Source organism: Janthinobacterium sp. PAMC25594 (genome assembly GCF_019443505.1).
In the GTDB taxonomy this organism is placed as follows: domain Bacteria; phylum Pseudomonadota; class Gammaproteobacteria; order Burkholderiales; family Burkholderiaceae_D; genus Janthinobacterium.
This window is the reverse complement of the sequence record NZ_CP080377.1, coordinates 5,981,048-6,000,716: the sequence shown is the minus strand read 5'-3', so window position 1 is coordinate 6,000,716 and position 19,669 is coordinate 5,981,048. Positions and strand designations below refer to the sequence as shown.

Sequence of the window (19,669 nt, the reverse complement as noted above, 5' to 3'; positions counted from 1 at the left end):
TATTATAATTTATTTAAACAAATCTGTTAGATTTTTATCTTTCCATTTTCCATTACTAATACTCTGTCTGCAGATGCGATTGTCTCAGGCCTGTGAGCTATAATTATTTTCGTCATCTTTAATTTAGATATCGCTAAATTCACTTTTTTCTCACAGGCGACGTCTAAATGACTAGTAGCTTCATCAAGCAAAAGTATTTTTGGTCTTTTATACAAGGCTCGAGCCAATAACACACGCTGTTTCTGACCACCAGAAAGAACCGTTCCCATATCTCCCACAAGTGAATTGAAGCCCATAGGCATCGCTTTGATATCTTCCAAAACCGCAGCAATACTTGCGCATTCTTCAATCCAATTTGAGTCAGCATCGGGATCAAAAAAACTGATATTATCTTGGATCGAGCCGGCGAAAAGTACATCATCTTGCAGAACAGTGCCAACGATTTCCCTGAACGAATTCACTCCCACCTTCTTTATATCTTGGTCGCCGATATAAATATTTCCTCTACTATTTGTTGATGTTCCTATCAACACATTAATCAATGTCGATTTTCCACATCCGGACGGACCTACAATCGCGACAGACTCACCCGACGCTACATCAAAATCGACCCCATTCAATATCCACGGTTCCTGTTCACCATACCTAAATTTGAGACCTCTCACAGAGAGGGATGGGACCAGCTCAATACCTTGCCAGGAAACTACGTCAACTTCAGAATTCTCAGGTTCAGTGAGCACAATATCGCCTAGCCGCTCGCCATAAACCTGCAACATTTTGAACTCCAACGCCTTGTCAATAAGAGAACTTGCACGACCTAAAAATTGGTTTTTATATGCCATGAAAGCAATTAAAATGCCGATCGTAAACGAGCCTTCCATTACGTATACCGCGCCTAATGCAACGACTAATAAATTCTCAACTCCAAATGCAACCGAATTCACTACCCGAAAATATAGATTTAGTTTTTGAAGCCGTAAGCCGGCATTAATTTCGTTTGTTACGAGCGTAAGCCAAGCAGCGCGTCTACCTTCATTTTTTAAAAATAGTTTAATCGCTTTTACTCCACGAACGGTCTCCAAGAAATGCGTGTGCTGCTTCGCTGAACAAATTATCTGTTTTTCATTGGCTATGCGGGTAGGATAAAACCAAATCCATCGAATAATTCCATACAAAATTGCAGTTGATATGGATACTAAAGCCATTTTAGGGCTATAGTAAAACATCAAAAATAGTGTTAACGTCGCCATTACTCCATCGAGGAGAGCCTCTAAAAATGAAGTGGTTAAAGTTCTTTGTATTTGATCTATGGATTCGAACCTAGAAACAACATCACCCAAGGTTCTTTTTTCAAAATAATTGATCGGTAGTTTCAGCAAATGTGAAAAAATATTTGATCGCCAGTGCAAATTTATAGAGGTGGACATAAATATTATCAACCATGAACGCATGGTATTAATAGATACTTGCATTATAAGTAATATTAAAAATGAAAATGTCAAAACTTGCAGAAGAGATTTATCATGACTCAGGACTACGTCATCTATAACCCATGTCATAAAGAATGGACTTATTAGCGAAAAAGCTTCAATTGCAAATGCTAGCAGTAGAATTTGAAATAGTGACTTTCCTAAACCATGCACTGATCCAATAAGATCCCTCAAACGCACGCGAGCAACCGGATTTTTCTTCTCAAACTCAGGATTGGGCCATAACTCCAATGCGATTCCCGTAAATGAAAGGCCAACTTCGGCCCGACCTATTATTCGCTCACCGAATGCTGGATCTAATATCGTTATTCGATCTTTCGATACATTTGTCAGAACTACAAAATGATTAAAGTTCCAATGTAAAATACATGGCAGGCGTAACTCTGGAAGATCTTCTATTTCTAACCGAACTGGACGTGTTCCTAATTTAAGTTTCTCGGCCACATGAATCACCTGTGCTAGCGACGCTCCTTTCAAGGAAAACGTATATTTTCCTCTCATAGTGGATAAATCTAAATGATTTTGATAGTGACCTGAGATCATTGCCAAACATGCCAATCCACATTCAGCAGCTTCGATTTGCAAAATAAGCGGAGTTTTAGAGGATTTCCCCAGGGAAATTTTTTCAAAAATTGACATCGTTTTAATTAACCTGAATTTACATTAATATTGCTAACTCTACTTTAGTTACTACGAATGGCATTCAGCTCAGCAAATGGTACAAACATCCATTGATACAACTTACGAGTCTCTGCTAGAATATCCGCTTGCAATGTCATACCTGGTGGTAAAGGGACATTGTGTCCATCGACCAAAATGCTTTGTTTTTCCAACTCAACTATTATTTCATAATTTGAAATTAATGCTTGAGAATTCTCACGCTGGATTTCCTTTAACTCAGACGTCACTGATGGCGCTCTGGAAACAGAAATCACTTTTCCAATAGCTTGCCCAAATCGCTGGAATGGATACGCTTCATAGCGCAAACGTACAATCATTCCGGATTTAATAAAGCCAATCGCACTACTTGGTGCATACAGCCGTGCCTCCAGCTTGGAATTCTTAGGAACGATACTTGCCATCAGTGAATTTCCATTCGTAGTCTGACCCACGTTTGCAATAATCGCCGTAGCGATACCAGCTACCGGAGCAGTCACTATTTGCATCCTTCGCACTTCGCTTTCACCTAATTCCTGAATATTCAAAGATAACTGTCGACTTAAGACAGAAGCCTCGGCAATATTATTTTCTTTTGCAACTACTAACTCATCATTCTTCTCTTCTATATTGCGCAACAGGATCATACGTTCCCGTTCCAGAGCGCTGATCCTATTTTTCTGATCCAAATATTCCCCTTGTTTTTGTCTCCATTGTTCTTTTGAAAAATATCCTGTCTCAAAAAGTTGTCGAAATCTTGATAGAGCAGCGTTTTCTAATTCAATTCTCTCGGCTTGGACTTGAATCTGTTCTTCGACTTTCTGTAGCTCTAACCGGATATTCGAAATAGTTCTGCCGATCCTACGATCATAATCGCGCAAAACTAGGCTCTTAGAATTAATTTCATTTTCCAGAAATTTTTGTCTATTCATTAGCTCATGACTAATCGCCATTTGTGATTCAACCTGAGCTTCATTTCTTCTTTCTCCAGATATAAGGTACATCGGTTGTCCCTTTTCCAGTAACTCTCCTTCTTTAAATCTCTTTTCGGCAACTATACCAGATTGGATAGCGAAAATTTGAACCAGACCTTCGACAGGCATTAGCTTTCCTGGAACTGTTGTTCGACGAGTATACGTTCCAAAAAATAAAAGAAAGAATAGTGCTGTTAATATTATTAACGTCAAAATGCTAACAATCCGTGACGATGGCGGCTGAATAACGATAATTTCACCCAGCCACTTAGGCTTGCGTGCCTCAACAGCCTCTTTACGAAACAATTCGTTCAAGATTGCACCCGCAATGAAAATGACGATTTAGCCTTTCCAATCGCAGCTCTATATATTCGCTCTAAAATATCGTAAACCAGCACCTCATGTGCACGGGGATTATTTTCAATAAGCCGGATACATATCATATGTAAATGACTATGAATAATACTTTGGAACTCCTGCTTCGAGAATGAGAATCCAAATTTTTCTTTGGCGTCCTCAACAACTAGTCTGCGCCGCACCCTTGTTGACTCTGATAATGCGTCTAATTTCTTGTCTACCCCGAAGTGAAAAATACCGTCCTCGATAGTCGAAATAGTTTCTCGATAGTTTTCTCTGAAGTCTTTACCCATCAATTCTCGTTGCCATCTTGTGATTCTAAATTCGGAACGATAAGATTCAGCTTTATTTTTTACAATTGCATACGCTGCCTCAGGATTACAACCAAGATCGTTTAAAAAAGATGTGCATGACCAAGCAGCTGCAACAAGACGATTGCGAAAAATATCTGACTTTGAAATAATATTTATAGCAATATCACTATCTAAACTAAATAATTTTTCACTAAAAGAAATTAATTTAGCTCCGCCATAACGAGCGATCTCTCGTTCGTACAGTGAAAAACAATAGCTTTCTATCATATTTTGATCGTTCAGCTGATCTAGCTTAACAATAATCGCTTCGACTATCTTGGAAATTGAACCTACCGTATTTGTAAATATTCTTAATCTAATATGTGGCTTAGGATCTGCATAACGAATAAAGAACCAGTCGTCTGCTAATTTATGTTGTCGACAGCTACTGATAATTTCGGCACATTCTTCGCTCAGGAACTTATCTATGCTGCTTTCTTTCATGTAAATTTTTACATAAACTACCTCACTCATCGGCGCGTGTACTAAATCTCTCGCTTTTTCTGCGTCCGCTTGAACACGGTTTTTAGCTGCCATATTATCGACGGCAGTGACATCCTTCAGGAGGGTCTGTGTTTTTATCGGAAGCAACACTTCATGACGAACCAAATTTGATTCATCCTGCACAACAACTTCTCTTAAAATTAGTTTTCTGAATTTTTTATAGCTTTTATAAATCTGCTCGAAATCGATCTCATCTTTATAATTTAGAATAAGCGTATTATCAAACTCTTTCAATTCTACGCTATTTGCTATCTTTATTTCTTCTAAATATGAACGAAATTTCTTCTTATTTTCATCCTCGGTTGACGTTTTCTTTATCTTGATATCATTTGGCCCAACTAACCATCTCGCTGGTGCAAGTATTATATTTTCATATTCGATTCTCGGCAAATAAGAGTACTGGGAAAAAAAATTACTCCAACCAAAATATACGACATATTTTGAGTATGACTCTAAACTACGGAGAAATGAATACGCCGCAATATTTCCCGAGTGATCCTGGCTGTGTGCAGAGGTCATATGTGGTATGACTCTTTTATCAATTTTTTTCGACCAAAGTTGCATCTCCCCATTGTTGAATTTTATCAACAGATCTGAAAGCGCTATTTCGAAATTGATGTCCTGAATGTCTCCCTCTATTAAATTTATTCGATAAGGATAAATGAGCGGTCGGTTCAGAACATTTCCGATGGTTCCAGATGGCATATAACATATTTCAGCGTGAATAGGCGCATCGGAACTTGTATCGTCTTTGAATTTTGAATTTCTTAATGAACTCTCTAAATCGGCGTTGCCGTAGCAAAATCTGCCGCCCCATGTTCCGACATCCGAATTAGAAATTCCTTGTAACCATGTTTTAGTGTCAATCAGATCACCTCCCGTTTTCGGTAATACGGTCATAATGGTGAATATGTTTTCACAAAAATTGCTTCCACGTTTTGGCCATTTAAGAACGTCTTCCTTTGTGATATTGATCACTGCATTATTAGAAGATGATTGTGCTGCCAGCAATCTCTCGACGAGAAATTGGTCAAACTGACGCAGACCATAATTTCTTGAGTAGTTCTGCGCATTTTCGCTACTATTAATGCCAAATTTTCCAATTGAATCAGGAACAAATACGTTCCCCAATTTACTGATAAAGTCGGAGTCATCGAGCATCTCGGAAATAGGAACTGCGCTACTGCCGTATTTTTCTTTGAACGTCTGTTCAATTGAGTTTAATGAAAGATCTTTTTCTGCAAACCGAATCATCAATTCTTCAAGATCAGCCGTCAATTTTTTGCAATAATCTTCACTAAGGGAAAACTCAGGTTTAGTACGAAAACAATCAATTCGAAGCAATGGTGTATTTTTTTTTACCGGAAATATCCCTGATAATTTTTTATTAATATTTTTATAAATATTAATAGCCTCTAGTCCGCCACAAGAGATAGTGGCAATCTCTTGATCTATCTCCATTAATTTTTCTCCAATTTCCCGACATTCTGAAATTTTCAATAAGTGTTCAGAAAACGGGATTGTCGGATTGGGAGAAAAAAGATCAATTGACAGTGCGGGTAATAGCAGCTGCGATGCAATCAAATCTTTAATTAGTGCATCTATCACTTGGCTCGAATAACTATTGTAATTTTTTGATATTTCAATTGCTATTTCTTTCGCATAAAATTTTTCATTTGTGCAATAAATAATAATGCTCTCTATTATCGGATGATAATCGATCTCTGCCGATGAATAATTTCTGCCACTGCCAGACGCGTCCATCCATTCCGTAAATTTTATATTATTTCCCTGATACCATATTGAGCGGTTTGCGCTATATTTGAATTTTTCACCGAACTTCAATAAAATATAGTTTCGAAGTTCTTGTAGGTAGGCCACATCAATTCGTACTTTTTTCGTCCCAGTTGAGTCTCCAGAAAACGTCGAGTATATTCTTTTCTCTTCTGTATTTTTGACAGTACCGTGTGACACTGATGAAAATAATCCAAATGGAGTTGATCGGAAGCACATCCTGTTAAGATAGCGTTCAAATGCTAGCAGCAACTTCCGGCCCGATTCGGTTTTTGTTTCCCAAGTCGACTCACTCAATCGGTGGTATAAGTTTTGGCTTGCAATAAATATCGCTTCAGCCACGACACCATGCGCGAATTGTTTTTTCGCCGACTGTGCGCGTGCGTCCCATTGGTCGAGCGGTGTCGAAATTTCAAGTGAATGCGCATGATCTTTGTACTCTTTCCATGTATTTTCTGGCAAGAATGGTGAGCGCAATATAAAAAATTTGTCGTTTGAAAACTTGGCGGATTTTGTCATCGGAATTGGTGGTTATTTTATATATTGTGTATTTTTGTATTAATTAAAATCCTAAGCACAAGCAGGTATCCCAATGTTGCCGCTCTTGACTTGAGTTGTCATAGAGACTTATTAGAACGCCCGTCATTCCCTCTAATAAACCATATGAGGCCAAACTATCATTAACACTATCTTTTTCGGTATCATGTGCAATCCATTCTGCTACGAAAGTATAATCTTCTATAGAAAAATATTGCTTAAGCTTTTTCAATATATGCAGTACTCCTGATCGTCCATGACACAGAGAATTGTCACTGATAAGGAAAGTTGAAGTGGGTTGTGATATTCTTTGCTCCACCAATTCTTTTCCAAAATTTATCCACGACTGATTGGAAGTGGCCGATCCGGCAGATGCGATAGCAAAACCTACTCCCAGATCACCGTAACACCACCCTAGTCTACTTCCAGCCCATTCGTGTTGAGGATCGAAGTAGGGGTATTTGGAGCCATTTTTCTGTTCGGCTTGATATCCAATCAAGGCGACGACTGCTTCTTGCAAAACATTCTGTGTAATTTCTGTCGCTAGAGTGTGCTTTACAGCGCCGGCCATCAATAAAACTACACCAGGAAGCCCATGAGCTAACCCTAAATCTATCCGTGTAATACCGGGAGTGAAAGCCAACGATGATCGAGGCATGTTTGAACGCCAGATACGTCCATTTCCCACATGTTCGGAGGAAGTAATTAGAGATCTTTCTACAGAACTGTAAATTCGTCGAGCTGCAATTATGTCCGTACGCATCAATGCATATGCGCCGATGCCTACTGTTCCACTAATTAGATCAAAATTTAGATCGTTTTTCCTGCTGTCTAAGTAATTTATTAAATGTTCGTCCATTTCCGAAACAAATGTTTGAACTTCTGGGGACACTAATTCCGGGCAGATCGATCTTGTAAACTCGATTGAATACAGAATCCCCGTAAGACCTATCCAGAGACCGATCTCCAATGGTTCGAATTGAATGGAATGAATTAGAATATTAATTACTTTAACAATATTTTCACGTCGCTCCTTAGAGGGAGCTTGAGAATAAAGTTGTGACTCAAGTAAGAGAGCTCCAGCAACACCGTCAGCTAAACACACATTTTTTGGTCTTGACAGTAGTTCGATAAAGCACTTTTTTTCTAACAGGTAATGGTCGATCTTCATTTACTTCAATTTTTCCAAAATATATTTTTGCTTACTCATCTGCATTATTAAAAATACTGCCGGATTGGAATTTTACCGATCCGGCAGTACCATCCAGTCTGTTATGAACCGGTGTTAGGGCAACATTTACGATCGTTCGTAGGCGGACAGATTTCCGATGCTAACGGGCATTTCGAAGTTGGACAATTAGTTGTATACGGAGGAGCAGGCTTGGTCTTGGTGGCTGCATTCTGATCACCATTGTCAATCGGTTGCGCAGGTTCCTCGTCACCGTCTTCGCTCGCCCCGCCGATCATTGTCAGCTCACTCATTGACAATGTACGGAGCGTCCGTTTGTTCAATTCAATTTTTTCCATTTTTCATTCCCATATCACATTTTTCAAAAAGTCAATACCGATTTTCTATTTTAAATCGATACTTGACCCCATTTTCCGCTTTAAATTAACGGAATGCGGATGGTATACATTTTTCTTAAAAATGTAAATAAAATAATATGGTTAATTGGTCTCTATTAACAGAGTCTTCAAATGAATTTTGGCATAGCTATGGGAATGACTAAGAATTTTTGGCGGTTGTGCCTACTCAGTCAGATGACGAAAATCAGTAATTCTTACTGCATCTCAATTTTTTGATTTACTGTTGAAAATTTATCGAAATTTCGTCACTGGATACATACTATAACAACAATTATAAATTTTGTATATCACTTTGCTTACTTTCAGGAAAATACTTCAGCCTTTGTGTAGTGCAGATTTTTCTAGGCTACCCTTATCATCAGAAGCAAAGTTTGTTAATAGACAATCTTTTCAAATATATAATTACTGATTTTTTGCATTTTGTTATTTTTATGATATTGTAGCGTCCGGTGTTAGTAATTTTTGGAACAGATAGCTTTCAAGTTCTGGCCACAAAAAATTTCACATGATGACTTTTTATTATTTAATTTGAAGTTTTTGAAAAAAACAAAATTTTATAAGGCTAAAATGTACAAAATTGAGTTAAATAAGCGCACACTCCGTACGTTGTCGATGAGTGAACTGACCATGGTTGGTGGTGCGAGCGAGGATGGTGACGAGGATCCGGTCGAACCGCCAGTTAAAGATCCAAAAAAGACTCAAGCGAGCGAATGCGTCTGTGCAAGTGAGCAGTGCCCAAGCCCATCAATGGCGGGATGTATTGTCACGGATTCAAGAAAATGTTGTCCCAATACGGGTGACTGATAATTTTCGTCAATTTCTAAGTTGATCTAATGACTAATATGGCGCTTGCTAAGTAAATTTCGCCTCTGCTAGCGCCAGTCATTGTTGGTCACAGATCCACTGCTCCAAAAACAGCTAGCGTGACGCTACAGTCGATACATCAAGTTTATTGACGCGTGCTCTTTACACACAGATTTTGTTCAATCAGAGAACCATCTCGCTCAAAAATATCTCTGTTTTAACGGGACCGATTTCCCGACTAGGGACATAGTCGCGGGGTAACGAAGCCCGCAATTTAGCACCAGCAACATCTGAAATGCGCAATCGAGCGCGCAGCGTGTGTGATTGTCGAGCAGGGCCGTATAGTGGATCCCGAATCTGAGACGATGGTTTAAGCTGTGGTCCGTGAAAGGATGGCAGCAAATGAGTGAAGGTAAAAAACGCCGGGTACACACGGCCGAGTTCAAGGCCAAGGTCGGTCTGGAGGCCGTTCGCGGCGTCAAGACGGTGACGGAGATCGCGCAAGAGTTCGACGTGCATCCGGTGCTGGTGGGGCAGTGGAAAAAGGAAATCCTGGAGAACGCCGACGCGCTGTTCGACACCAAGCGCGGCCCCAAGCCGATCGATGAAAGCAGCCCCGAGGACAAGCTGTACGGCGAGATCGGTCGGCTGAAGATGGAAGTGGACTGGCTTAAAAAAAAGCTGGGGCCGTGAGCCAGGAGGCGCGCTTGGGCTGGATCGAAGCCGGGCACGAGAAGCTGCCGCTGACGCGTCAATGCGAGCTGGCAAGCGTGCCACGCGCGACCGTGTACCGCCGGATCGATGCGGCATCCCGGCAGGCATGCGAGGACGAGAGCGACCTGAAGCTGAGCGCGCTGATTGACGAGCAATACACGAGCCGGCCTTTTTATGGCAGCAGGCGCATGGTCGTGTTCCTGCGCGCGGCGGGCCATGTGGTCAACCGCAAGCGCGTGCAGCGCCTGATGCGCGGCATGGGGTTGGCGGGCATGGCGCCGGGGCCGAACACGAGCTGTGCGCATCCCCGGCACAAGGTCTATCCGTACCTGTTGCGCGGCGTGCCGGTGACGCGCCCTAACCAGGTGTGGTCGACCGATATCACCTACATCCGGTTGGCGCGGGGCTTCGCGTATCTGGTGGCCATTATTGACTGGTATAGCCGCAAGGTGCTGTCCTGGCGCCTCAGCAACAGAATGGACGCGTCGTTCTGCGTGGACTGCCTGGAGGACGCCTTGCGCCACCATGGCAAGCCGGAGGTGTTCAACAGCGATCAGGGTTCGCAGTTCACCAGCACGGCCATTACCGACGTGCTCAAACGCGAAGGCGTGACCATCAGCATGGACGGGCGCGGTCGGGCGCTGGACAACATCTTCGTCGAGCGGCTGTGGCGCAACGTGAAGTACGAGGATGTGTACCTGAAGGGGTACGCCAACATGGCGGAATTGATGGTGGGCCTGGCGCAGTACTTCGCGTTCTATAACGCCGAGCGACCTCACCAGTCGCTGGGCTACCAGACGCCCGACCAAGTCTACCGCGACGGGATCGGCGGCGGTGCCCTGATCGTCGACAGGTTTGGTGACGACAAGAAGAAGTCACAGGAAAAGAGCAATACGGGTCAGCGCCGAGCAGCTGAAGCAGCGGAAACAGATACAGCTTAAATTAGTCGGCAAAGTGTCTTGACTGATGGATCCACTTTAGCACGCTGTTTTGCCCAGCTATTCCGGGCTTGAAAGAGTACGCATTTAGCGTGGATCAACTGAACGACGCGCAGCTAATCGCGCATTGAATGCTCTTTGATGAGCCGGCCTGCCCTTTTGACTGAACCTAGTTTATTGGCCCGGACGTCCGCTTTGGAAGAACGCTTCGCTAACAGCGGTAAATCTCATTCCATGGACAGAGCTTGTCGTCTGCTTGCGAAATCGATCGTCTGCCGTCGCTGCACTGCTGTCATTGGGGCGAAAAACCTGAACGGCGCTTACGGGGGAGGAAGCTGCCGTTCGCACCTGCGGATGTGGCAGGTATCGAAATACGCAACGACGTGCTGCCGTGGCCCCACTATCCCTCCGACCATCGAAAAAACAATTCGTCTTTCTGTTCGAGACTGTCATTCAAGAATATAATAAAATTGTGTATCAAAGAGATGCTCAGAAAAGCTGCGGTTCAAGGATTTACGCCCTGCCCACGAACTGGGCGGGGCCGGTAAGCGCTTGAATTCAAGGCCCCACTAATAAAGTTTCTTTTTCCACGTAGTACCGAGAAAAAATCACCGACCAGGAAAAATGGGAATATCGAATCTACACCCTGTGATGGACTTTGGCATGCGTCAGTCAGAGGCAATTGCATGTCTTCGCGAGAAAGGATACAAACAAGCCACGCTTGTTTTACTTTTCGCTGCTATAGACCAATTAGCCTGGGTAGCAGGTGACAAGGAAACGGTCGGCAACGAAGGCTTCAAAGCCTGGGTACAGCAATACATGGTCGAAAAAAATCCAGAACTCCTTTCCGGCGCGACCGCCGCGGATCTTTGGGGTGCCCGATGCGGGGTATTGCACACTGGCGTAGCGGAATCGAATGACTTCCGAAAAGGCTATGCGCGTCGAATTTTATATGCTTCCAATTATGGCCAAGTCGGTTCGAATGATCCGACTGTTCTGACTTTATCCCTGGAATGGTTAGGAAGCGCATTTGCTGCAGCAATAGTCTGGTTCTTGAGCGACCTCGAAGCTGATCCTGAAAAAGATACCCGCGCGCGGGAAAAACTTTCTCGTATGCTCGTTGACCAACAACCGTAAGCACATAGGAAAATAGTACGCTAAGGCCTGCGCCACGGCTAAGTAAGGGAATGATACCCTTGCCCGTTGCAGAAACCTGTTGCAGCTCACGACGCTATTGATACAGCTTTGTGCAACGATCTATGGCCCCGCTTGGCACAGTTAAGAGTCCTTGCCACATTAAAAAACTCGCGCAGCAATAGCACCCAGATGCACTTTGCCAATGTCCACTAAATCCCTCGCTGCACGAAGCGATTGTAGGCCGAATAACGACATAATTTGATCTAAACTTGCGCCTTGTTTGGTCAGACGAATAGCGCAAGTTCTGCGTCCGCTTTCTGCACTAGCTCCAGCGATTCCGGCCTGCGCATGCATTTTACGAAAAAGCTGACTCAAAGAATCGCATGAATAGCTGATAGCGCCGGTCTTTGTTATGCGTTTTGTGAGTTTATATATTCCTCCTTCGTCAGTCAGGAAAATAGGGGAGTCGGGATCCAGTCGGCGATATGCCGACTTGCTCGTAGTGAGCATGTGGCTATGTTCAATTCTATAAGCAAGATATGCGTCGATAGCCACTACCAATTTTGAATTTGTCCAGTACAGGGGGCGTTCGTTAGCGTTAAACGCGATGTCGGACGTGATCGCAGACTCTTCCATGATCCGGCCATCAATCCTCAAGTATGCTTTAACTGGAATTTTCGCAACCTCTTGCAGAGTCATGCCGGTTCCGTATATAACGTGGAGCATCGCGACGTTACGAAGCGGTTGCCCATAGCTGACCGCCGCAATATTAAACATCTGTTGTAGATCATGATCCTGTACGTACGGTGTTTTCGCCATACATTCCTTTAGCAAAGGTTTCACGCTTTCGTAATCCCTGACATTAGGAAAAGCCTGTTCTCGATCTCAGCTACGTGGTTGCGCCTTCTTCAAGTAATTTTTCACCAAAGGACGAGACCATAATCTATTAGCCTTCCGCTAAAATTTGCTGGCTGGGGTGGCGGAAGTTCTGGCGGGGGCTGCTCCGCGTCTAAAAACATCACCCTCGCAAAAAAAACACATTGGTCGTTATTCTGCTTTCCATCCACCACGTTACAGTTGAGAACACCAAGCCATTTAAACTTTTCAACTTCGGTCCAGTAGCGAGGCATTACTCCATACTTGGAGTGGTTTTCGCTCCTACGACAAATATGATTTCTGGCATTCTGGAGAGGGCCTCATGTCGGGAAAACAGCTCTGCATTAACTCCCTGGGTCGGTACGCTCCACTTCAATCGCAGCTATCCAAAGTTAGCTGCTACCTTTGAAGCTTCACTCTCACCTAGAACCCGTATAGAAACTCCCGTTCAAGGAGTTCTATGCCCAATAATAATCAGCGTGCCGCATCAAATTCCATAAATGCAGATTAGCACGGATTGCGTGCCTTTCAACTAACTTTCCCACTTTGTAACCGTTGGGCTTCCTGCAGTTGATCACCGGCCGGCCCCAACCCGGGTGCCGCCGGCGCGCCGCGCGCGGCCGTCGCAATGGCCAGTTCCAGGTCGACGGCGGGCGCCACCGGCTGCCCGGCGCCTGGCCGGTGCCAACTTGTTCCTTCAACTGCTCACCGGCCGGCTCCTCGCCCGCGCCGCCAGTGCGCCGCGTGAGATCGCCGCAATGGCGCACGCTTGGTTGCACCGATAAGAAAAGCGCCCACCGTCCCGGCTCATCCTTGCAAGCAAACGAGCAACCAGGTGTAAGGCAACGAACTGCTGCAGTTTGGGTTTGTGCTTAAAGCAACAATCTCGTACACTGACCAATGCTGATTTTTTTGAATAACCCGGCAATTTTGAGGCATCCAAATGAAAGAAAACGATGTGGATTGGGATAAATTATATTCCGATATTACCTTTAAAGAGCTTAGATTAAGTGCTCCTGAATTCATAAAACGTAGATTGCCAACCTGCTACAGTAGAGATAGGACTTTTATATTTATATCTTCTTAAGATAAGGAGGTTGGAACTCAGGATGAAGATACTTTGCGAAAATTTCTTAGAGATACAAAAGAATCCTATTCTCAAAGTCTTAAGCGAAGTCCGATTGATGTAAAAACCGCCTACCTCGCACAAGTGGACTTCGTTGCGCTTTGTGATATTTTATATGCTCTCACTGCCGACGAGGACCTTTGCGACCCAGAGTTTGCCTTGAACAATTAAGTGGTGCAACCAAGACGGCTGACGTGAAAAAAGCACCCTTAGATGCTTTTCATGTTCGTATCAACTGAGTCGTGATCACTTGATCAGGAAATCGTTCTTATCTTTGCCGGCGAGCCAACGCGGGGCACGTCCTCGGCCAGACCAGGTGTCGCCTGTTGCGTCGTCACGATACTTTGCTACGACGGGCTTATGAGCCTTCAATGCCTTTACGGGCTTAGACCGGCCATCTCTAAGATCATCTACAGTCAAACCATACTCCTTCATGATCGAAGCAATTTGTTCTTTTGCACCTGCGATTTCTTTTCCACGTGAAATTTCCGCGAGTTGTTGAAGTTCGGCGATTTTTGCCATGTATTCCTGATAAGTAGACATGAGTTCCTTCGTTCGGTTAATGATTGATTGCACTTTACTAAATTTTAGCAGAATTACCAAATACATTTATCTGAATGAGGCTGACTTAGGTATGATACTCGAAATGCAAAATTCCGCAAGACATGACTTGCAATGAAGATATGAGGGAAGCGAGCTTGATAAATTTCAAGAAAGTTAAGAACAAATGATGAGAGAAATTTCTGAACCTATTTCGTTAGAAATCATTGAGAACATAAAATCTAAATAACGTAGCTCTCAAGTTGCCTTGCAATTTATCCTTGAAGAGCTCGATGCGGCTCGTTGGGGAAATGCGAAATTTAGAGACATGCTTAGGAGCCTCTATTTTGAAGAGACTGAGTTTGCCGGTGCTATGAATCACACGTGGATTGACGTTAGCGGCGGTTCTGGACCTAAGCAACTCATGTTTAAACACCTTGTTAGGCTGAATCAGGATTTTGGAGCAGACAAGGCCGATCTTGCAAGATTCGACATTCTGAAATTCGTAGCCCGTCATTTCAATCTGGGAAGATTCTACATTAATCCTGAATTTAGAATAGAAAAAAAACCGCTAAACCTCTTCGGGGCTTTGAAGTGTGATGTGAATATGATTCATCCGCACTTCAAGACTTTGATGAGTGAAGAGTACGAGGAAGAACGGCAAATCATATCTCGGTGGGCCAGCGGATTTGAAGATAGAGACAATAAACTTGACAAGGAGTTTCAGACAACTTTCAACTCATCTTTTTGGGAAATATATCTTTTTCAATGCTTCAAAGATTTGGAGATGGAAGTTGACTTTTCCAAGCCGGCCCCTGACTTCTCAGTAAAAACCAAGACTGGTAAAGTACTCAATATTGAAGCGGTTACTGCAAACCACGCTAATGATTCACCGCCTGAGTGGGAACCTCAAAAGATAAAGAATGATACGGATTTCTTGAATTTCGCGTGCGTCAGAATTCTTAATGCCGTTGATGGAAAGCATAAAAAATTTATGTCATCTTACTCCAAGCTCAACCATGTCGAAGGCGCCCCCTTTATAGTCGCCGTTGCGCCGTTTGAACAGCCTATGTTCTCCACCAAAAATAACGAAGCTATTATTAGAGTTCTGTATGGCAAGGGAATATATAAAAACAACACTTGGGAGGAAATAGATATTCCTACCGTTATAAAAAAAGAGAATGTATCGCTGCCGCTCGGCATATTCACAAGTGATAAATATAAGCATATCAGCGCCGTAATTTTCTCCACAATAGCCACAATTGGGAAAGCTATTTCTCAAACCAATACACCTCGTTCAATCAGGTGTTGTCGGTATCATGAACAAATTGGGGCATTGTATGAACTAACGGAAAATTCCATGTATTTCGAAACGCATGTTGATGGTTTGCAGATTTATCACAACCCTTTCGCTATCCATAAGCTTCCTCCTGAGGCATTCAATAAGTATGAAATAACACACCATTACTACGATATAGAATCAGGCGAAATGGATAATCAGCAAAAAACATTTACGATAGTATCCAGATCTTTGTGGCCCTCTGGTTTGATAAGCAAAGTCGGGGCACAATAGTCAGCGGCGGGATCCGCAGTCCGCGCGGTCGGCGCGCCGCAGTGTCCAGCACCACGTCGACGGCGTGCGCATGCTGCTGGCCAGCGCCTGGCCGGCGCCAGGTTGTTCCTGCAGCTGATCATCGGCGTGGTCTCCACGCAAGAATAGGGAAAGCAGGCACTCTGGTGCTAAATGTCTGCCGGCTCGCCAGCAAATTCACCTTCTTAACTACCCACCTAATTACCCCCCAATTTCGGCGTGGTTACACCTACCTAACACGGCATTTTCGACGAATCTGAACAGGTTCTCATAGGAGATAGATCGCATTTAAATGATGATCCCAATCTCATCTTCTGTGACAATAATCTCATCTTCTATGACAATTTACGGTAACACTATTTTTTGATACCGTAATTTTTCATAGTTGAAATCGCTTGTAACATCTATTTGAGGTTACATTTTCCTCGGAAAAGCGGTCGAGTTCCTTCAGCGGGCGCAATTCCCGCACGCAGCGGTAATCGAGGCCGTATTCCAGGCCGCCCAACCGGAAGCTCAAGTACTGCGTCAGGTATTGCGCGGTTGCGGCATCAGGCGTCGTCGTGGGCTGCATGGTGTTCCTTTCATCCGGTAAGCGCTGCCAGGATGCGCAGTGGCGCAACGTTGGCCCCATGCTAACCAGCATCACCGCAGGCGGCGTTGAGAAACATCAACTTTCCCGGAAGGCATGCGTACCCTCACTGCCCAGGCTTGCGCCGGCGCAGCCAACTTCCCTTACAATACCCACATCGTTTCCCCACAGGCAGGCCATGCAACACCTCGTCAATCCCGCTGAAGTTGAATTTTCCGCCATCCGCGCCCAAGGGCCGGGCGGGCAGAATGTCAACAAGGTGTCCAGCGCCATCCATTTGCGCTTCCCCATCGCCGCCTCGTCGCTGCCGGAAGCGTACAAGGAGCGCCTGCTGGCCCTGCGCGACAGCCGCATCAGCAAGGATGGCGTGCTGGTGCTCAAGGCGCAGCAGTCGCGCAGCCAGGAACAGAACAAGGAAGAAGCCTTGCGGCGCTTGCAGGAAATCATCGACAGCGTCACCTTTTTGCCCGCCGTGCGCCGCGCCACCAAGCCCACGCGCAGCTCGCAGCGGCGCCGCCTCGACAGCAAGAGCACGCACAGCGTGCTCAAGCAATCACGTGGCAAGGTGATCGACTGATCAGGGTGGCGGCTGGTAGGTCCACTCCAGGCTGCCTGTGCTGTCCGCAAACACGCTCTGCGTGGCCGGCGTGGCGCTGCGCAACAGCGCCTTGATCTCCTTCGGCGGCCGGTCGTAGACCTTGGCCGGGCCGGGCGGCACGACCATGGCGCGCACGGCCGTTTCACCGTCGACCAGCCCCAGGCTGCAGCGCGACTGGCCGGCCGTCGCTTGCCGCTGCTGGCGCACTTGCGCCACCAGGGCCAGCATCTGCGCGTGCAGGATTTCCGACTGTTTCACTTCCACGCGCAGGCGCGCCACTTCCTTCAATACGGGGGCGATGCGCGCCGCCAGCTTGTCGTACTGCAACTGCTGCGCCGGCTGCAGCTGCAGCTCGCCGCGCCGCAGCTGGCCCGCCAGGGCCAGGTAGTTGCGCACTTCCGGCAATTGCGCGATGGCATCGATTTCCTGCTGGCGCTTGTGCTGCAGCTGCTGGTAGTGCGCGGCCTTCGCCAGGCTTTCCGCGATCTGTTGCTCCAGCGCGCTCAAATCGGGCGCCAGCGGGAACAGCAGCATCTCCACCTGCTTGCGGGGACCGGCGCTGCCGATGCGGATGGTGCGTGCCGCCACGGCGCAGCCTTCGGCCAGCTCGATGACGACCTCGTCGGCGATGATCTCGCAATTGCTGGCGCTGTCGATCACCACGCGCGTGCCGGCGATGACGCAGCTTTCCGCGCGCTTCACGCGGACTTCGCCGCTCAGCGCCTGCAACACGGAACCGGAAGCGACGCCCTCGACGCGCACGTCGCCGTGCTCGTTGAAGGCCGTGCCGCCCACCAGATTGCGCTGCAGCCATATCAGCCCGCCATGCGAGTGCAGATGGCCGTACACGTCGCCATGGATGGTGATGTCGCTGCCGTCGAGCTGGCGCTGCTCCTGCACATCGCCATATTCCTCGTACGCGGCGCGCAACTTCAAATTGCCCGTGGTACGGCTGCTGACGCCTTCGCGGCTGACGATCTTGTTTTCGATGGAGAGCTTGCCGTGCGCATCGACATTCACATAGCCATTCTGGGTGGCGACCACGTAATCGCCATCGCTGAAGCGTTCGACGGCCATGCCCACCCCTGCCACCGCCGCCGGGTCCAGCTCCAGCGGCGCGGGCGGCGGCAGCAGCGTGCCGTCCAGGTCGTAGCCGGGCAAGCCGGGTGCACCGGGCAGCAGCCGCAACAGGCGCGCGTGTTTTTTCACTTGCGGAAAACGGTTCTTGAAACTGAGCAAATCCAGGCGGCCATCGGAGCGTTCGCGCGGCGCATCGTCGCGGTGGATGCCTTGCGACACTTCCATCAGCCGGGCGTCGCGCCCCGGCTGCGGCGGCAGCGCCCGCGCCACCGTGATGCGCTCGGCCTTGCCGCTGCCGAGAATGGCGCGCACGGCCGCGCCATCGATGCCATAGCGCACGCCCTTGCACCACAGGTCGGCTACCAGCTCGTCAAACTCGCGGCGTGCCGGCACCTGGCCATCCGAGTCGGCAGAGAGCGCTTCAAAGTAAAATTCGGCGCTGTCGCCGCGGATCTTGACCTGTTTATACAGCGCGCGGCGCTGGGGCGGGAATGGCGCCACACGGGCGGCAATGCGCAGCAAGGCGTCGCTCTTGGGCGCGGCGCGGGGCGCGGGGGCATGGAACAGGGTCAGCAGGAACAAAGCGTAGTCGAGACCGGCCAGCAGCTGCCCCGACTGGAACAACTGGTCGACGGCGGCGCGCAACTGCGCGGGCGCCAGCGACAGGTCCAAAAACACGCCCTCGTCGCGCTGGACGATGCCGTGCGGCAGGCAGCCTGCGGGGGCCGCCTCAGGAACGGGTGTGTCGTCGTCGCTCACGCCTTGCCTCCCCCGGCAACACATTCAGAGAATTGTTTCAGTGCACTAGAACAATATCACGGGGCGTGGCGATGTGCCCGACTCGGCAAAAATGTGCTTGCCAGATGCCAACAGGGCCATGTCTTGCGAGATGGCCCTGTCGGATGGGGTGCGCGATGCCTAAGTAACTAGCGGCGCGGCGGATTCGAGTAAATATCCTGCCCCACTTCATTGATCTGGCGGCGCAGGTCGCGCCGCTCGTCGGGCGTCATGCGGCCCGTGCGGCGCGAGGCGTCGGCGCCTTCGCTGGCGCGACGCTGCTCTTCGGCACGCGTGTCGAAGCTGCGTGCGTCACGCTGTTCGCGCAGTCGCGTATCATTGCTATTGCTATTGCTGCGCTGTACCTGTTCATAGCGCTGGGCCTGCACTTGCGGCTGGTCGTCACGGCGTGGCGGCGGCTGGTTCTGTGCCAGCGCCAGGCTGGCGGCAAACACGGAGCAAACGGCGAATGCGGACAGCACAGTCGTACGTGCGGCAATAGCTGCGCTGGGAGCGGTGTGAATTTTTTTAGTAAAGATATTCATTGAGTTCCTCTTCCGCGATGCCGTATAAACTTAAAGCTGATTTCCACTGTGGCCCCAGTGTATGATGCTTTACACGGTGCAGTAAGAGTAATTGGGTAAAG

Annotated in this window: 14 protein-coding genes; 5 read left to right on the top strand and 9 right to left on the bottom strand. The window is 46.9% G+C overall.

What is annotated here, in order from left to right; all coding sequences use genetic code 11:
- Positions 1–26: 26 nt before the first annotated feature.
- Genes KY494_RS26865 through KY494_RS26850 form a run of 4 tightly spaced genes read right to left on the bottom strand, consistent with a single transcriptional unit; the run spans position 27 to position 7,837 of the window.
- Positions 27–2,129, bottom strand: a complete 2,103-nt coding sequence (locus KY494_RS26865; RefSeq protein WP_219888855.1) for a peptidase domain-containing ABC transporter — start codon at positions 2,127–2,129, stop codon at positions 27–29.
- A gap of 44 nt (positions 2,130–2,173) precedes the next feature.
- Positions 2,174–3,436, bottom strand: a complete 1,263-nt coding sequence (locus KY494_RS26860) for an HlyD family secretion protein (protein ID WP_219888853.1) — start codon at positions 3,434–3,436, stop codon at positions 2,174–2,176.
- Entirely contained in the window at positions 3,433–6,648 is a 3,216-nt protein-coding gene (locus KY494_RS26855) for a lantibiotic dehydratase (protein WP_219888851.1), read from the bottom strand. Before KY494_RS26855 ends, KY494_RS26860 begins: the two co-directional genes overlap by 4 nt.
- A gap of 43 nt (positions 6,649–6,691) precedes the next feature.
- A complete protein-coding gene (locus tag KY494_RS26850) occupies positions 6,692–7,837 on the bottom strand; it encodes a lanthionine synthetase LanC family protein (RefSeq protein WP_219888849.1) in 1,146 nt (381 codons plus the stop codon).
- An 878-nt stretch (positions 7,838–8,715) separates the two neighbouring features.
- Here KY494_RS26850 and KY494_RS26845 point away from each other — a divergent pair.
- The 3 genes from KY494_RS26845 to KY494_RS26835 all read left to right on the top strand — a co-directional run bounded on the left by KY494_RS26845 (position 8,716) and on the right by KY494_RS26835 (position 11,846).
- The gene (locus KY494_RS26845) at positions 8,716–9,057 is read left to right on the top strand and encodes a hypothetical protein (protein WP_219888847.1); all 342 of its coding nucleotides are present in this window, start codon (positions 8,716–8,718) and stop codon (positions 9,055–9,057) included.
- Between the two features lie 402 nt (positions 9,058–9,459).
- Positions 9,460–10,712 (top strand): IS3 family transposase gene (locus KY494_RS26840; protein WP_258194493.1). Its coding sequence is split into 2 segments (ribosomal slippage): positions 9,460–9,739 and positions 9,739–10,712, totalling 1,254 coding nucleotides; the frame shifts between segments, so codons are not numbered across the junction.
- A gap of 660 nt (positions 10,713–11,372) precedes the next feature.
- Positions 11,373–11,846, top strand: coding sequence for a hypothetical protein (locus KY494_RS26835; RefSeq protein ID WP_219888845.1), 474 nt, complete (start codon positions 11,373–11,375; stop codon positions 11,844–11,846).
- Positions 11,847–12,005: 159 nt separating this feature from the next.
- Here KY494_RS26835 and KY494_RS26830 read toward each other — a convergent pair whose 3' ends face one another.
- Both KY494_RS26830 and KY494_RS26825 read right to left on the bottom strand, forming a co-directional pair.
- A complete protein-coding gene (locus KY494_RS26830; protein ID WP_219888843.1) occupies positions 12,006–12,665 on the bottom strand; it encodes a site-specific integrase in 660 nt (219 codons plus the stop codon).
- Positions 12,666–14,094: 1,429 nt separating this feature from the next.
- The gene (locus tag KY494_RS26825; protein WP_219888841.1) at positions 14,095–14,391 is read right to left on the bottom strand and encodes an H-NS family nucleoid-associated regulatory protein; all 297 of its coding nucleotides are present in this window, start codon (positions 14,389–14,391) and stop codon (positions 14,095–14,097) included.
- A gap of 265 nt (positions 14,392–14,656) precedes the next feature.
- On the opposite strand from KY494_RS26825, the gene KY494_RS26820 reads away from it, so the two are divergent.
- The gene (locus tag KY494_RS26820; protein ID WP_219888840.1) at positions 14,657–15,961 is read left to right on the top strand and encodes a hypothetical protein; all 1,305 of its coding nucleotides are present in this window, start codon (positions 14,657–14,659) and stop codon (positions 15,959–15,961) included.
- Between the two features lie 397 nt (positions 15,962–16,358).
- Here KY494_RS26820 and KY494_RS26815 read toward each other — a convergent pair whose 3' ends face one another.
- Positions 16,359–16,550 (bottom strand): chemotaxis protein CheW, encoded by a 192-nt coding sequence (locus KY494_RS26815; protein ID WP_258194490.1) that lies wholly within the window; start codon positions 16,548–16,550, stop codon positions 16,359–16,361.
- 196 nt (positions 16,551–16,746) lie between these two features.
- Here KY494_RS26815 and arfB point away from each other — a divergent pair, with 196 nt between their 5' ends.
- On the top strand, positions 16,747–17,145 hold the full coding sequence (arfB, locus tag KY494_RS26810) for an alternative ribosome rescue aminoacyl-tRNA hydrolase ArfB (RefSeq protein ID WP_034779396.1): 399 nt from the start codon (positions 16,747–16,749) through the stop codon (positions 17,143–17,145).
- Here the strand turns inward: arfB and KY494_RS26805 are convergent, their stop codons facing one another.
- Positions 17,146–19,005, bottom strand: coding sequence for a FapA family protein (locus tag KY494_RS26805; RefSeq protein WP_258194489.1), 1,860 nt, complete (start codon positions 19,003–19,005; stop codon positions 17,146–17,148).
- A gap of 167 nt (positions 19,006–19,172) precedes the next feature.
- Positions 19,173–19,568 carry a hypothetical protein gene (locus tag KY494_RS26800; protein ID WP_219888836.1) on the bottom strand — a complete coding sequence of 132 codons (396 nt, stop codon included), beginning with the start codon at positions 19,566–19,568 and terminating at the stop codon, positions 19,173–19,175.
- Between the last annotated feature and the right edge of the window lie 101 nt (positions 19,569–19,669).

Bases quoted from the DNA above. Each gene is read 5' to 3' on its own strand.
- KY494_RS26830 (WP_219888843.1), bottom strand. From the start codon at position 12,665: ATGGCGAAAACACCGTACGTACAGGATCATGATCTACAACAGATGTTT.
- KY494_RS26855 (WP_219888851.1), bottom strand. From the start codon at position 6,648: ATGACAAAATCCGCCAAGTTTTCAAACGACAAATTTTTTATATTGCGC.
- KY494_RS26850 (WP_219888849.1), bottom strand. From the start codon at position 7,837: ATGAAGATCGACCATTACCTGTTAGAAAAAAAGTGCTTTATCGAACTA.
- KY494_RS26825 (WP_219888841.1), bottom strand. From the start codon at position 14,391: ATGTCTACTTATCAGGAATACATGGCAAAAATCGCCGAACTTCAACAA.
- KY494_RS26865 (WP_219888855.1), bottom strand. From the start codon at position 2,129: ATGTCAATTTTTGAAAAAATTTCCCTGGGGAAATCCTCTAAAACTCCG.
- KY494_RS26815 (WP_258194490.1), bottom strand. From the start codon at position 16,550: ATGCAGCCCACGACGACGCCTGATGCCGCAACCGCGCAATACCTGACG.
- arfB (WP_034779396.1), top strand. From the start codon at position 16,747: ATGCAACACCTCGTCAATCCCGCTGAAGTTGAATTTTCCGCCATCCGC.
- KY494_RS26835 (WP_219888845.1), top strand. From the start codon at position 11,373: ATGCGTCAGTCAGAGGCAATTGCATGTCTTCGCGAGAAAGGATACAAA.
- KY494_RS26800 (WP_219888836.1), bottom strand. From the start codon at position 19,568: ATGAATATCTTTACTAAAAAAATTCACACCGCTCCCAGCGCAGCTATT.